This window comes from Providencia rettgeri, from assembly GCF_023205015.1.
Lineage (GTDB): Bacteria > Pseudomonadota > Gammaproteobacteria > Enterobacterales > Enterobacteriaceae > Providencia > Providencia rettgeri_E.
Window position 1 is genome coordinate 2428243 of the sequence record NZ_CP096258.1, and the last position, 15614, is coordinate 2443856.

Below are 15614 nucleotides of genomic sequence, written 5' to 3' on the forward strand. Positions count from 1 at the left end.
ATTTAGATAGCCCGTATATGAATAGTGAAAATATAATTAAACAAAAATAGTTCGGGGTATTAAAATAGATTACAACCAAAGAAATATAGAGAGTTAATTAATCTTATATTAATAATTAATAAAAGATTAATTAACTTTATAATAAAATTATATACAAGAGCCCGATTGTATAATGTCAACAGCGCAACGCTTACCATTCGCAAATTGACATACTGCAGTTTGTGAGCCATTTAATTCTAATGTCAGTGCAGGCAAGCCTCCCGCTGACACGCAAGCTTCTTGCGCACCTGGCCCTAAATTGACTACTTGCTTGGCGTACTGACTCGCAGAATGTTCCACAGATTTATCTACGTTTGAGCTACCACACGCAGATAACATGACAGATATAAACCCAGTGAGTGATATTGCTATTACGGGTTTTAAAAATTGACTCATCCGATGCCTCATTCCTTGTTTCTCCAATCATGCTGCCTGAATATTCTGCACCAACGATTTAGTGCCCACCACTTTTTGAAAATAAATTGATGACTAACACACCAACAATAATTAATAGCATACCAATAATTGCAGGTAAATCGAGTTTTTGGTTGTAAATATAAATTGCAGCGATGGAAACCAGCACAATTCCCAAACCTGACCAAATTGCATAAGCAATCCCTAATGGCATGGTTTTTACTACCTGTGAAAGCCCCCAAAAAGAAACTGCATAACCAATAATAACAATCAAAGACGGCCAAAAACGACTAAAACCATCAGATGCTTTTAATGTGGTCGTTGCAATGACTTCAGCAATAATAGACATCAATAAAAAACCTAGACCCTTCATTGTCTTTCCTTATTATTAGAATGCGTTACTTAGATAACAACAAAAAAGCTCTGTTTATCATTAAAATAACACAGAGCTTTTTATCTTTACATCATAATGAAAATGCAAGTTACTGATTTACAGCGGTACCTGTTTTATCGCTGAGGGTAACACTATAACGCTTGAACAAATAGACACATAACGCGAAGGCGATAAGACCAATCACACCACCAATATAACCAATCTGGGTCATCCCCATATGGACAATAACTTGATTACCTAACAGTGCTCCAGCGCCAATACCAATGTTGAAAATTCCAGAAAAAATTGACATTGCCAAGTCGGTGGCATCTGGAGATAAATCAATCACCTTAACTTGCATTCCTAAACCAATGCACATCATTGCCATTCCCCAGAATACGGATAACATCACCAAAGACCAAACATCTCTACCTAATGGCATCAGCAATAATAAGCAAATCGTCATAAATGCGATTGCTGCGGGTAAAAAAGATAATGAAAATTTGCTGCTATAGCGGCTAAATATGACGCTACCAACAATACCGGCTCCACCAAAAATTAGCAGGAGTAAAGTGGCAAAGTTTTGGCTCTGTAATGCAACCTCTCGAACAAAAGGCTCAATATAACTGTAAGCCGTAAAGTGCGCCGTCACTGCTAACACTGTTAATGCAAACATGCCAACGAGTGCCGGTCGTTGAAATAACATAGGCAAACTTTTTAGCGAGCCAGAATGTTCACTTGGTAAACGAGGTAAAAAACGGATCAACACAACCATAGTGAACAATGCAATAACACCGATACCTAAAAATGTCGCTCGCCAACCCAAGAATTGCCCCACCACTCTGCCAAGGGGAAGACCCAATACTGTCGCTAATGCAGTCCCCGTCGCTAATAATCCAAGCGCTTGAGCTTTTTTACCTGCGGGAGCAACCCGAATAGCCAACGATGCCGTAATTGACCAAAATACCGCATGAGATAAAGCCACACCAATACGTCCTGCAATTAAAATATCAAAACTCCATGCAAAACCAGAAATAATATGGCTAATAATAAAGATAACAAATAAGAAGCCTAATAATTTACGACGCTCTATTTTACTGGTTAATAACATTAGAGGTAGCGACATCAAAGCCACAACCCACGCGTAGATTGTTATCATCAAACCAGTATGTGCGACCGTCATATCAAAGCTTTTTGCAATATCACTGAGTAATGCAACAGGCACAAACTCTGTTGTGTTAAAAACAAATGCAGCAACCGCTAATGCTATTACACGGATCCAAGCTGTTTTTCTAGAAACTTGCGTCATATTTCTTTTAGCCTTCACTTTCCCACAAATAATAGATACCAATCACCTAATTGGGTATAAAAATTGCTGCGAAAAGACATTGGTATTTAGTACAGGATTGAGACGTTACTGAGCAACTTTGGTTGCCAATAAATCTTTTTGTGAATTGTATCACAATTTTTCATTACTCATAAAGGCTCCTTTCCACTTACCGGTAAGAAAAACAGCGAGCCTAGAGGTGATCCCCCTCCTACATACTATTTAATTGTTCGTTCAAATTTAACTCATTAATCTGAATATTTATAACATTCAGTTATCTGAAAACACATAGTATTACTTTCTATGCTACAATCTTGCTATTATTTTTTTATGATTAAAGGACCTTTTTAATGAAAACCCATTTTCCTACTGAACCTAACGTTAATACTTTAGCGGATGAAGTTACTTGTCTAAAAAATTTGCTGACGCATATGCTAAAAGCTATTGGTCAGGCTGATGCAGGTAAAATTTTAATCAAGATGCAACGTGAAATTGCACAAATGGAAGACGAAAAACAGGCAGAAACCTATAAAAACACGTTAGAACAAATAAAAACAGGCTATCGCCAATAGATTATTTAGCGATAAATGCTATTTTAAGGATATATATACTATTGCGTGGTTTAAACTGCACAAATAACTAAGTTTTAATCATGAAAATCATCTATCTTTATTCATGAATTAAACCATTCTTTATTCATTTAGCTCCCCCTTCAGAACCCTATGAAGGGGGCTTTTTTTTCTACAACTTATGCATTATTTCGCTTATAAATATCTTGGCAATGCTGAATATATTCATCAACAGTCGTATCCGCGGTTTGTTTGTCCCAGCTTTTCTGCTCTTCGAAAGCCCACATTTGAAATGTTTGCCCTAAGTTAGCCCCTGATATGCCAACTTGCTTATATACCCGATGGTAAAAACCTTGCTCAGAATGATAAATCTCAAATTTAAATGGAACTAACCTAGCGGGGTTTGTCGTTGTCAAAAAATCATTACCAAACAATAACGTTTTCTCCAGAATATCCATTCTATCCCCTTGTTTAATTTATAAAATACGCATGGTTTACAACTTCTCTTCTAAGCATAGCGCATTTAACGCCATTCCGTAATTTTACTGATAAAAATAGATGATTTATATATTACCCATCGATAAGCTTTATGAATAAGAGGGGGATATTGAAGAAACAATAAGCTTCATCATTAAAATGAAGCTTATTGCCAATCAATTATGATTTATTGTCGTACAACTGTTTTGCCATATCAATGCTATCTGCGTTCACATCTTTTATATGGTCACGTGTTAACCGGTAAACAACAGGGCTTAAAAGTAACAGAGCAATCAAATTAGGGATCGCCATCATTGCATTTAGTGTATCCGCCAATAACCAAACAAAATCAAGCGATTGCGTTGCCCCAACTGGTAAAGCTATCAACCATAAAACTCGGTACGGCTTTATTGCTCGCAATCCAAATAAATATTGCACACATTTTTCACCATAGAAACTCCACCCTAAAATGGTAGTAAATGCAAATACGGCTAATGCAATAGCAACAATGTAATTTCCACCAGGAATGGCTGTTTGGAATGATGATGCAGTTAATGTCGCGCCAGTTTCACTGGTCAGCCAACCACCAGTAATAATGATGGTTAATCCCGTGACAGAACATACAATGATAGTGTCAATGAATGTCCCTAACATCGCAATAAGCCCTTGGCGAATAGGATTTTGTGTTTTTGCAGCAGCGTGGGCGATAGGTGCACTTCCCAAACCCGCTTCATTGGAAAACACGCCTCGCGCAACCCCAAAACGTATTGCAGCCCATACAGCCGCACCCGCAAACCCACCTTGAGCAGCAACAGGGTTAAAAGCCGAGGTAACAACCAAAGAAAGTGCCGCAGGGATCTCAGTAAAATAAATACCAAGCACAATGATGCCTGCGCCAAAATAGGCAACAGTCATAAATGGGACAAGTTTTCCTGCAACATCAGAAATACGTCGCAGCCCACCAATCAATACCGCACCAACTAATAAAACTAAAGCCCCTGCGGTCAACCATTTATGCACACCAAAGTTACTTTCTAGTACATCAGCCACTGAGTTCGCTTGTACCGTATTGCCGATACCAAAACTGGCACATGCACCGAAGAAGGCAAACAGTGCTCCCAGCCAAATCCATTTAGGGCCTAATCCATTTTTAATATAGTACATTGGGCCACCAATATACTGGCCATATTTATCGACTTCACGAAAACGGACAGCTAACACCGCCTCAGAGTATTTTGTTGCCATCCCCACCAATGCCGTCATCCACATCCAAAACAACGCGCCAGGTCCTCCCATGACAACCGCAGTTGCAACCCCGGCAATATTCCCCGTACCAATCGTTGCCGATAACGCAGTCATTAATGCATTAAAAGGTGATATTTGTCCCTCACCTCGTGATTCATTCTTTTGAAACAATAACTTAAAACCTGTTCCAATTTTCCTTATCGGTAGGAATGCAAGTCGAATTTGCATATAAATACCAACGCCTAAGATCCCAACAAGCATTGGTACTCCCCACACCACACCATTTAGTTCACTTAACCACGTCGTTATCAAATCCATCCTACCCCCAATCAACTCACATTAATTAACATACAAATAAAATTTATAACAATTCCTTATCAATCTAATAAAGATTAAAAGTAAAATAAAAGCGAACAAAATTTCAATAATTCATCATTTAAAATAAAAGATTGTGAGTAAGCTCACTTGTGATTTATCGATTGCAGTTATAAATACAATTAATTGCGAGCCGTCATTAAAATTGAGTTAGTTGAATATGAATGGGTATTTGGGAAGGGATATGTGTGCATCCTGCATCAATAAAAATGCCCAGTAATTAAACAATTACTGGGCAGATACTAAAACCATTGTCTACATAAGACGCACTTTAGATAATTATTTAGGCTACTTTAAATATTGACCTGAACGTAATGCTTCAATGCGCTTGTCTAATGGTGGGTGTGATAAAAATAATTCACTGAATGCTTTACCACGACCATTGATGCAAAACGCCATTAAACGGCCTTCTTCTTGTGGCTCATAGCTGGTTTTTAACCGTTGCAATGCCGCTATCATCTTTTCACGACCGACTAATTTTGCAGAACCTGCGTCCGCATGGAACTCACGGTAACGAGAGAACCACATCGTAATGATGCTTGCCAAAATACCGAAGACGATTTCAAGTACCATGGAAACCGCAAAATAGACCATTGGGTTACCATTGCTACTTTCACTTTCGTTATCACTGTTGGACATAAAACCTGCCGCAACCTGTGCAATAATACGAGAAATAAAAATAACGAACGTATTCACCACACCTTGCAATAAGGTCATCGTGACCATGTCACCATTTGCGATATGGCTAATTTCATGAGCGATGACCGCTTCCGCTTCATCGCGGCTCATATTTTCTAATAACCCAGTACTCACCGCAACAAGTGAAGCATCACGGCGTGCGCCCGTAGCAAACGCATTGATATCTGGGGCATGATAAATAGCCACTTGTGGCATCTGAATACCCACTTGTTGTGCTTGGCGCGCAACGGTTGATACTAACCACTGTTCGGTTTGGTTCCGTGGAGTTTCAATAACTTCACCGCCCACTGATTTCAGGGCCATCCATTTGGACATTAAGAGTGATATGAAAGCACCACCAAACCCAAACAGACCCGCCATAATCATAAGGCCTTGAACACTACTCCCTCTGATCCCAGTTAAACTTAGGATTATCCCAAACACAAACATAACAGCCAGGTTTGTGAGTAAGAATAAAGCAATTCTCATCATTTTTTATGTATTCCTTGGTAAAAACAAATATACGTAGAATTTACTTTATAAATAAGGTTTTTTCACACTATTTCAAGTGTATTAACGCGAAAACCCTAAAAAATAACATAACTTTACATAGCCACATGCAAAACTCATTCATATACGCTAAATAAATAATTACTTTTTATAGGAAAAATTTTAACCACTTGTTTTTACAGGTTCATTTTATAACCATTTAAATTTAAAGTTAAAGTTATTTTTTATTGAAACGATAAAGCTAGCTCGTCAATTACCAAAAACAATTTGGTGTATTTATCTATCTTATCACTTACTTTGTTCACCAAACGAATGAATATTCAATTTTACTTTCATTTTATTAAAAAATAATGCCACATTAAGTGGCACTATTTTGCTCTATCGTAATTTGCTGTTTTATTTTCGGACTAATTAGTTTTCTCTTTAGTTGATCTTGTTGTTTGTTCTTTTACTGTTTTAGCTGACCCTTTATCCGCAGCTTTAGATGCTTTCTCTTTCACCGCTTTTGCTGACTCTTTATCCGCAGCTTTAGACGCTTTCTCTTTCACCGCTTTTGCTGACTCTTTATCCGCAGCTTTAGACGCTTTCTCTTTCACCGCTTTTGCTGACTCTTTATCCGCAGCTTTAGACGCTTTCTCTTTCGCGGCTTTTGCTGACTCTTTATCTGCAGCTTTAGATGCTTTCTCTTTCACCGCTTTTGCGGAGCCTTTATCTGCCTCTTTGCTAACTTTATCTTTTACGTCTTTAACTTCTTTATCCGCAGCTTTGCTCGCCTTCTCTTTTACTGTCTTAGCTCTGCCAGATGCTTTGTCACTGGCCTTGTCTACTTTATCAGAAACGGTTTTACTGGCTTTGTCACTCGTATTTTTTATTGAATCAGAAACCGATGACTTACTCGATTGCTTGACTGCACCTGTGCCAATCACTGCCCCAGCCGCTTTTGCTTTACTGTTAATATCATTTTTTAATTCTCTCGTACACACTTGCTCTGAGCGGCTAGTTGACCCGTCATTACAGATAAACTTCTCCCCGTCACAACGGTCAATTCCACCTTTACTTCCAGAACATGGGTAATTTCTTGCATTCGCTGTATTAATAGATGCAACCATCATTACACTAACAGCCATTAATCCTATAAATAATTTACGCATGATATTGCCTCGTTGATAAGGAAACTATACCAAAGTTTAGGATAAATTAAGTAAAGGTAAAGAAGCCTATAAATAATTATTAACTTGAGTTAGTTATTTTAAAAAATAAAATAACTAAAGTATAAAACCGCATAAATTTAGACATTACTTATTAAAAACACCAAATTCACAATAAGTTGATATTGCGTTTTTCGTTTAAGATATGTATTAAATCGGTACTGTAATGACTCAAAAAATTAAGCCAGCTTAGGCGCTGGCTTAATTCGAAAAATAATAAGAGAAAATTATTTATTATTTGATAATAACTTAGTGTGTTGGTTAGCCAAATCGACTGCCATTTTCACCGTTTCATCGAGGTATGGATCCGGCCCTTCGTAATCTTTAGGTAAATCATCAATTGATTTCAGTAATGGTTTACCTTCTCGAGTATTACGTTCATTTATACGTTTCAATTTTGTCGCTTCAATTTCTGAATCTTCTTTTTGTCGCTCAGCATAGTTGAGTGAAATAAGATTCTTACTCTCTTTGTTAACTTTATAGCGCGCAATATCTTCATCAATATAGTTGAATTCAGGATCTTTGCTAATACGCGCCAAATGTTGCGTTTTTATTGGTGATAAATCAGAAGCAACATCACCAACAGGCGTATATTTTGCCGGTGGGATGCTATCCCATGGCAATGCATTATCCTCAAAGCTTTCACCTGTTTCAGCTGGATCTTGGCCTGTAGGCATGACCACATCAGGGGTTACCCCTTCACGTTGTGTACTACCGCCATTAACCCGGTAAAACTTCTGAATGGTATACTGGACAGAACCTAATGAAGGCCATTCTGGTTTTAGCATTTGATCGTAAACACGGCTCAGACTACGGTGCTGCTGAACGGTACCTTTACCAAAAGTCGGCTCGCCCACAATCATCGCCCTACCGTAATCTTGCATTGCCGCTGCAAAAATTTCAGATGCAGATGCACTAAAACGATCGACTAAAACAACGAGAGGACCTTTATAGTAAATAACATCGTCATCATCGATATCTTGGCGAACTTGACCGTTATTATCACGAACTTGAACAATTGGCCCTTTCGGAATAAACAGGCCGGATAACGCAACGGCTTCAGTTAATGCACCACCACCATTACCACGTAAGTCAATAACCAATGCCGAAACATTATCTTTTGCCAAGTTTTGCAATTGTGTTTTAACATCATTCGTTAAACCGACATAAAAACCAGGAATATCTAAAACAGCGACTTTATCTTTACCTTGCTGCTTAATCGTCAACTTAACCGCTCGGTCTTCTAACCGGATCTGCTCCCGAACTATCGTGACAATATGTGGCTTCGCCCCTTTAGTATCAGAAACGACTTCTAACCGAACTTTGCTTCCTTTCGGCCCTTTGATTAAAGCAACCACATCATCAAGGCGCCAACCAACCACATCAACAATCGGCTTACCTGTTTGACCTACACCGATAATTTTATCACCGACTTTTAGCTCTTTACTTTTAGCTGCTGGGCCTCCAGCAACTAACGAGTTAATAACCGTATTTTCGTCATCTTGCTGTAATACCGCACCAATTCCTTCTAATGATAAACTCATTTCTGAATTGAATTGTTCTGTATTACGAGGCGATAAATAACTTGTGTGCGGATCGATTTCACGGGCGAAAGAGTTAACGATCAATTGAAACACATCTTCACTTTGCGCTTGCGTTAAACGCCTTAACGCAAAGTTATAACGTTTTGTCAGTTTCTCTTTGATTTCTTTATCATCTTTCCCTGAAAGTTTTAAATTCAACCAGTCATAACGCACTTTTTGGTCCCAAAGACGATCAAGTTCTTGCTTGTCTTTGGGCCACGGTGATTTAGAACGGTCAACTTCAATTGAATCAGTCGCATTTAAATCGATAGGTTGCTCTAAACGAGCCAATGCATATTTAAAACGCTCGAAACGCCTTTCCTGTGACAGGTTATACAGGTCATAAAACGTATCTAATTTGCCATCCTCAAGCCACTGACCGACTTTGCCTTTATCTTTGGCGTATTGCTCAATATCATATTGGAGTAAAACATTATGACCAAAATCTAGCATATTAAGATAACGGTCAAATATCTTCCCAGAAAACGCATTGTCTAAATCAAATTGACGATAATGTGAGCGAGTGAACCGAGATGTGACTCTTTCACTCACAGTGCCGTGTTGTACACTCTGTTTTAAGACAGGTAACTGAGCCGCAGTGACCGGAGCCACTGCTTGAGTATTAGCGACCGCACTGCCGAAAGTTGCTAGACTTACCACCAGTGCAATTTTAAGAAGTTTGTTCATGACCTGATTGACCTCCGTATCAGAACTTTAAATGTTCCGCGCGTACAATCATTGCCAGCCCTGTTGGCAATTGAACCCTGACACCATCTTTTGCAATTTCCAGCACAGAAGCGTCCATCACACTAGTGCCCACTTTCACTTTCAAAGTTTGGCCAATCTGTAGTGCGTTGATGTCAGTCACTGATTTCAGGTTTTGCTCTGGAGCTGGTGTATTACGGCGAGGGTTTTTAGCTGATGTATTTTGCGGACGTTCTTTATTCTCTGTTGGACGGCGGCGAGGCGCTCTTTCTTTAGTTGCATTTTGAGTACGCGGTGTTTTTTCACCCGTTTTTTGTGCAACTGGGCGTTTTTGTGCTTTTTGTTCAGCACGTTGTGCTTGAACACGAGCTTTAGCCTCAGATAACTGTTGGCGCGCATGAGCAATATGTTCTGCGTCTAATTCACCACAATCTTCACCGTTTAGGTCAACGCGTTTGGCGCCCTCTTTAACACCGTAAAGATAACGCCAGCTAGAAGTATACATGCGTAATGCAGAACGCAATTGCGTTTTACTAATACCATCTTCTTCTTTTAAGCACCCTACGATATCTTGAAAAATTCCGACTTTTAACGGACGTGCTTCGCCTTCAGCGATAAAACAGCGAGGAAAACGCTCTGCTAGAAATGCGATAACTTCTTTACTACTATTCAACTTAGGTTGATTTTCCATGAAATTTCCTGATAACAACGATTTTGCCAACCTCACGGGCATGAACAAGCCGACATTATAATCGTGTTGCTGACAATTGCCACGTTACTATTAATTTAACTGACCATTATTTAATGATATTTAGGCATAGAACACATTGCCAAGTGTTGACACAACTGGCTTACAAGGTGCAGTAACCCTTTTTCATCCTCTTGGTCGAATTGGCTAATATTTGGGCTATCGATATCTAAAACCCCGATAGTTTGCCCATTAACGACCAAAGGAAAGACAATTTCTGCGTTACTAGCTGCATCACAGGCAATATGACCTGGGAATGCATGAACATCTTCTATACGCTGAACTTGGTTATTGGTAAAGGCTGTTCCACAAACGCCTTTACCAAAAGGGATCCGCACACACGCAACCTTACCTTGGAAAGGCCCCAGTACTAATTCTTGCCCATTACTGAGATAAAAACCAGCCCAGTTAACGCCTTCTAAACATTCATATAAAAACGCACTGGTATTTGCTAAGGTTGCAATTAAATCATACTCACCTGCAAGTAGAGCAGAGAGATTGTCTGAAAGTTCAAGATAATACTTCTTTTTATCCATAATTATTTCTTGTAATAATCAAGCAATTAATCAAATATTTGTAAGCGTAGTCCTAAGATTACCAATTTGTCACTTTGAGGTAAATTCTTTTACACTAGATTACATCTAGGTAACCACCTAAAATGAGTCAATATGAGCCACATTAATCACTCTGATTTGCTTTTTCAACGCTGTAATCATTGCAATCAGAAACTACTAACTCCTCAATTCAGCAGACGGCAAGTCGTTATTTGCCCTCGCTGTCAGAGCCAACTTAATGATGGGCGGTCTTGGTCACTTAACCGTTTATCGATATTGGCTGTCACATTATTAATGCTTGCTCCTATTGCATTTTGGCAACCACTCATTTCTATTCATTTATTAGGAAGCCAAATCAACGCAAATGTCATTGAAGGTATTCACTTAATTAACCAACAGGGGGACCCATTTACAGCCAGTATAGTGGCTTTTTGTGCTATTGCCGCCCCCTTGTTATTACCAATTTTAATTTTATTGTTATCCATTGGTCAGCGCATCAATTTGAACCTCCGGCCTATCCTTTTAGTGCTAGGGCATATCAAAGAGTGGGTTATGTTAGATGTTTACCTGATAGCATTAGGTATTGCCGCCATTAAAATGCAAGATTACGCAAGTGTATTCATTGGACATGGTTTAGTCGCTTTTATTACCATGTCGATTCTCAGCTTATTAATTCTCATCCATATGAACCTAGATGAGCTATGGCATAAGTTTTATCCCACGAATAATAAAAAAGCTCAAGATAGCACATTAGCTTGTACTGCCTGTCATTACACTGGGCCTGCGAATTGGAATGGGAAATGCAGGCGATGCCATCGTCCTCTTCATTTTCGGGAACCTCATAGCTTACAAAAAACCTGGGCCGCACTAATTGCTGCCATGGTGTTATTATTTCCTGCTAATTTAATGCCAATCTCTATTTTTTATCTCAATGGACAGCGTTTAGAGGACACCATCTATTCTGGCGTCGTTTCTTTAATTGATACAGGTAACTGGCCAATCGCAATTATTGTATTCATCGCCAGTATATTAGTTCCATTTATTAAGATTATTATCATGATATTGCTACTATTTTCTATCCATTTGAAAAGCAATACTGATCCTATTCTACGTATGAAATTACTCAAGTTTGTTTCATGGATTGGTCGTTGGTCCATGTTGGATTTATTTGTCATTGCCTTAATGATGACACTTGTTAATCGAGATCAGCTGATGTCTTTTACTATGGGGCCTGCCGCTCTGTATTTTGGTTCAGCCGTTATTTTAACAATTTTGGCTGTTGAGTGGTTAGATAGCCGTTTAATTTGGGATTCTTATGGAAAATCAAAACCCGCAAAATGAACCCTCTGAGGAAATATCAGAAGCCATATTGCGTAAACGCAAACAAATTTCGCCTTTCTGGCTATTGCCTTTGGTCGCTATTTTTATCGCAGGCTGGCTTTTGTTTCAACATTGGACTGAACGAGGTACAGATATCACGATTGAATTTACATCTGCGCCTGGTGTTGTCGCCAACCGAACACCTATCCGATACCAAGGCGTAGAAGTTGGCTTAGTACAATCCGTTGCTATCAGCAAAAATATGAAAACCATTATTGTGACCGCTAGTGTGAATAAAGATATGCGGCCGGCCCTAAATTCAGGCACTAAATTTTGGTTAGTCACCCCCAAAGCATCATTGGCTGGCGTTTCTGGCCTTGATGCTCTGGTTGGAGGAAATTACATTGGCATGTTACCCAGCACGGGAACAGAGCAGTTCTCTTTTGTTGCACAAGATACGCCCCCACAACTCAATATTGATAAAGGTGAGTTACTTATTCACCTTACAGCCCCAGATCTAGGCTCATTGAATGAGAACTCCCCTATTTATTACCGGAAAGTGCCTGTTGGTTATATTTCGGACTACACTATTTTACCTGATAACAACGGCGTTTCCATTTCTGCGGTAGTAAAAAAACCTTATGTTCACTTGGTTCGTAAAGAGAGCCAGTTTTGGAATGTATCAGGGCTTCAAGGCAATTTTGACCTTAAGTCTGGCGCGAGCCTAAAAATGGAAAGCCTTTCTGCCGTTATAAATGGCGCCATTGCTTTTGACTCACCACAAAACAGCCCACAAGCGGAAGAAGGGCAAAAATTTGTTCTACAAAGTAGTAAAAAAATCGTTAAAACCGAAGAACAAGATGGCAAATCTCCCCTTATGCTAACACTTTGGGCACACGATACTTACGGTGTCGATAAAGAGCAACCTATTGTTTATAAAGGTATCCAGATTGGTGAAGTGTTACAGCGTCACCTAGAAGCTGAGAAAGTCAATTTTAGTATCTTAATATATGATGAGTTCAAGCACCTTGTTCGTGAAGATAGTAAATTTATCGCAAATAGCCGAATGGATATCCAATTAGGCCTTAATGGAGTGCAATTCCAAGGCGCCACCCCTCAAGAATGGCTAGATGGCGGCATTCATTTAATTGCAGGACAAAGCAAAGAAAAACTCCCTGAAACGTTTCCTTTATATCGTAATGATGATAATGCAAAAGCGGGTATTTTGGGGGCTTTACCGCCTACCACTATCACCCTCAACACTACGACACTACCCGATATCCAAGCGGGCTCTGTTGTTCTTTATCGCCAATTTGCCGTCGGTAAAATCATTGCCATTAAACCAACTAAATCCGGGTTTGCGATCAATGTAAATATTTCAAATGAATATCTTCACTTACTCACTGAAAACAGTGTATTTTGGGCTGAAGGTGGCGCAAAAGTTCAGCTTAATAGTAACGGTTTAACCGTTCAAGCTGCACCACTGAGCCGAGCCATTAGCGGTGCTATTAGCTTTGATAACCTTGATGGTAGCGTCGCCAATACCGCTCGCCAACACACACTTTATCCAAATGAAACCTCAGCTAAAGCGATAGGAAGCATCATTACCTTAACAACATTTGATGCATCAAAACTCTCAGAAGGCATGCCTATCCGTTATTTGGGCATCAATATTGGCCAAATTGAATCATTAAAATTGTCATCTGATAAACGTGAAGTGCAAGCAAAGGCGATCCTATACCCTGAATATGTCAGCACTTTTACCAAACTAGGAAGTCGTTTCGCTGTTGTAACCCCTGAATTATCGCCCGCGGGTTTAAATAATTTAGATAGTATATTACAACCCTATATTAGCGCAGAACCGGGACGTAATAATAAAACCCGTTATCAATTTGAGTTACAAGCTGCAAATATTACAGACTCGCGTTATCTAGACGGTTTAACTATTTACCTTGATGCGAGTGATGTCGGCTCCGTTCAAGTTGGCACGCCTATTTTATTTAGAGGCCTAGAGGTCGGTGTTGTTACCGGTCTATATTTGGGAGAGCTTTCCGATCGTGTATATGTTGCCACACGCATTGGCAAGGAGTACCAATATCTGATTCGCAGCAATACCGAGTTTTGGCAATCCTCCGGTTTTAATTTTTCATTTGGTTTAACGGGTGGCGTTGCTAAAAGCGGAACTTTCAAACAGTTTGTGCGTGGTGGTATCTCCTTCGCAACCCCGCCGTCAGTACCTTTAGCCCCACAAGCTAAGCCTGAACAGCATTTCATCCTAAAATTGGAACCCCCTAAAGATTACATGGCATGGGGAACGTCTATCCCTAAAAAATAACCACTATTAGGGTGCATATTAACCACATATTGCACCCTTTCCTAATACACACCATAAAAATTATTTTGGAAATTAATTCCATTTGTACTATGCTTAACTTCGTTGGGCTGATTATATATGGTTAAAATGGATAAAGTGAGGTGCAGTTATGTGTATTGTGAAATTGAAAATATCTTCCTATGAAATTAATGATGCGATTATGGCTTCCCACAAAAGCGATACCGTTAGTATTCCGTGTGATTCTGATACTGACTTCTGCATGCAACTTGATGGATGGGACGAACATACAAGTATCCCGGCAACTTTAGATGAGAAGCCAGTCTTACTCTACCGTGATCGTTATGACAAAGAAAATCATCATTGGGTGATGAAACTAGCTTAATCATTTTATTTGTAAGCTTAGGCGAGTGGCTAAGTATATAAATAGACAAGAACTGATAAGCTGATATGAAATGAAAACGAATAAAATTATAGGCAAAAAAAGAGGCCTGGTAGATTCCGATTACCGGGCCTTGGGAAATGGCTCTGGCAGAGCCGTGCGCTAAAATTGCCATTGAGACGTAACAAAGTACACTCTAATACTAGCCTTCAATGCACGTTCTTACCATGTTTATTATCAATAATTTTACATATTATTAACACAATTTATTTCTTAATTTTCTAAAGTTGAACTATTTGTTTAATAGGTTGAACCTATACATGCAATAACTCAAACCTTTCAATCAATCAACGCATTGAATAATATTGATAATTTTCTAATTCTCCACATCCCTTATAGGCTGATAATTTAATTAGCAATACACTTAATTGCCTATACACAATTTTTTTGCCGCTTCTTTTATCGGCAATATTCTTTCCTCTACTGACTTGGCGCTATCAATAGGCTTAAGGAGTACATCAATTGGTTGCGCTTTGATCTCTTTCTTATTCATCAGCTCAGTCGCTATTTCATTGAGTGGATATTGCATTAATGTGGCAGGGTTAATGACGACCAAAGCCCCATTATGGCGGCACTCTAACATGACCTCCTCACGAGTAAATGGCCAATCAGCACCAAATTGTGTTTTACTCACAGATGTTAACGGTGCAGAAAAAGCCGTACTCACAGTTCCACCCAATAATAGAGAGCAAATAATGAGTTTAAGTTTCATGAT

15 protein-coding genes are annotated in these 15614 nt (G+C 39.1%); 4 read left to right on the top strand and 11 right to left on the bottom strand.

From position 1 onward, the window contains the following. Window positions 1-147: 147 nt before the first annotated feature. From M0M83_RS11125 to M0M83_RS11135, 3 genes are all read right to left on the bottom strand, one after another. Entirely contained in the window at window positions 148-435 is a 288-nt protein-coding gene (locus M0M83_RS11125) for a DUF333 domain-containing protein (RefSeq protein WP_248466587.1), read from the bottom strand. A gap of 58 nt (window positions 436-493) precedes the next feature. After that, complete coding sequence (locus M0M83_RS11130; protein WP_125893030.1) at window positions 494-826, bottom strand: DMT family transporter; 333 nt, start codon at window positions 824-826, stop codon at window positions 494-496. A 109-nt stretch (window positions 827-935) separates the two neighbouring features. Next, window positions 936-2135: a sugar transporter gene (locus M0M83_RS11135; protein WP_125893028.1), complete on the bottom strand. Its 1200-nt coding sequence runs from the start codon at window positions 2133-2135 to the stop codon at window positions 936-938. A gap of 368 nt (window positions 2136-2503) precedes the next feature. On the opposite strand from M0M83_RS11135, the gene M0M83_RS11140 reads away from it, so the two are divergent. After that, window positions 2504-2725, top strand: coding sequence for a DUF2594 family protein (locus M0M83_RS11140; protein WP_125893026.1), 222 nt, complete (start codon window positions 2504-2506; stop codon window positions 2723-2725). Between the two features lie 176 nt (window positions 2726-2901). Here M0M83_RS11140 and M0M83_RS11145 read toward each other — a convergent pair whose 3' ends face one another. From M0M83_RS11145 to M0M83_RS11175, 7 genes are all read right to left on the bottom strand, one after another. Further along, complete coding sequence (locus tag M0M83_RS11145) at window positions 2902-3180, bottom strand: hypothetical protein (RefSeq protein ID WP_213912662.1); 279 nt, start codon at window positions 3178-3180, stop codon at window positions 2902-2904. Window positions 3181-3379: 199 nt separating this feature from the next. Continuing rightward, window positions 3380-4762: an alanine/glycine:cation symporter family protein gene (locus M0M83_RS11150; RefSeq protein ID WP_248466588.1), complete on the bottom strand. Its 1383-nt coding sequence runs from the start codon at window positions 4760-4762 to the stop codon at window positions 3380-3382. A gap of 345 nt (window positions 4763-5107) precedes the next feature. Then, window positions 5108-5989, bottom strand: a complete 882-nt coding sequence (gene htpX / locus M0M83_RS11155) for a protease HtpX (protein ID WP_125893020.1) — start codon at window positions 5987-5989, stop codon at window positions 5108-5110. 425 nt (window positions 5990-6414) lie between these two features. Then, window positions 6415-7158, bottom strand: a complete 744-nt coding sequence (locus M0M83_RS11160; protein WP_248466589.1) for a cell envelope biogenesis protein TolA — start codon at window positions 7156-7158, stop codon at window positions 6415-6417. 284 nt (window positions 7159-7442) lie between these two features. Next, a complete protein-coding gene (gene prc, locus M0M83_RS11165) occupies window positions 7443-9485 on the bottom strand; it encodes a carboxy terminal-processing peptidase (protein WP_248466590.1) in 2043 nt (680 codons plus the stop codon). A gap of 19 nt (window positions 9486-9504) precedes the next feature. Further along, window positions 9505-10194 (bottom strand): RNA chaperone ProQ, encoded by a 690-nt coding sequence (proQ, locus tag M0M83_RS11170; RefSeq protein WP_125893014.1) that lies wholly within the window; start codon window positions 10192-10194, stop codon window positions 9505-9507. A 110-nt stretch (window positions 10195-10304) separates the two neighbouring features. Continuing rightward, a complete protein-coding gene (locus M0M83_RS11175; protein WP_213912660.1) occupies window positions 10305-10787 on the bottom strand; it encodes a GAF domain-containing protein in 483 nt (160 codons plus the stop codon). 132 nt (window positions 10788-10919) lie between these two features. On the opposite strand from M0M83_RS11175, the gene yebS reads away from it, so the two are divergent. The 3 genes from yebS (at window position 10920) to M0M83_RS11190 (ending at window position 14842) form a co-directional block, all read left to right on the top strand. Further along, window positions 10920-12146 carry a paraquat-inducible protein A gene (yebS, locus tag M0M83_RS11180; RefSeq protein WP_248466591.1) on the top strand — a complete coding sequence of 409 codons (1227 nt, stop codon included), beginning with the start codon at window positions 10920-10922 and terminating at the stop codon, window positions 12144-12146. Further along, window positions 12121-14460, top strand: a complete 2340-nt coding sequence (locus M0M83_RS11185; protein ID WP_248466592.1) for a PqiB family protein — start codon at window positions 12121-12123, stop codon at window positions 14458-14460. The genes yebS and M0M83_RS11185 overlap by 26 nt, the downstream gene beginning before the upstream one ends. Window positions 14461-14608: 148 nt before the next feature. Then, complete coding sequence (locus M0M83_RS11190) at window positions 14609-14842, top strand: DUF1480 family protein (RefSeq protein WP_102138682.1); 234 nt, start codon at window positions 14609-14611, stop codon at window positions 14840-14842. Window positions 14843-15263: 421 nt separating this feature from the next. On the opposite strand, the gene M0M83_RS11195 is transcribed toward M0M83_RS11190, so the two are convergent. Further along, window positions 15264-15611 (bottom strand): DUF2511 domain-containing protein, encoded by a 348-nt coding sequence (locus M0M83_RS11195; protein ID WP_248466593.1) that lies wholly within the window; start codon window positions 15609-15611, stop codon window positions 15264-15266. Window positions 15612-15614: the final 3 nt, after the last annotated feature.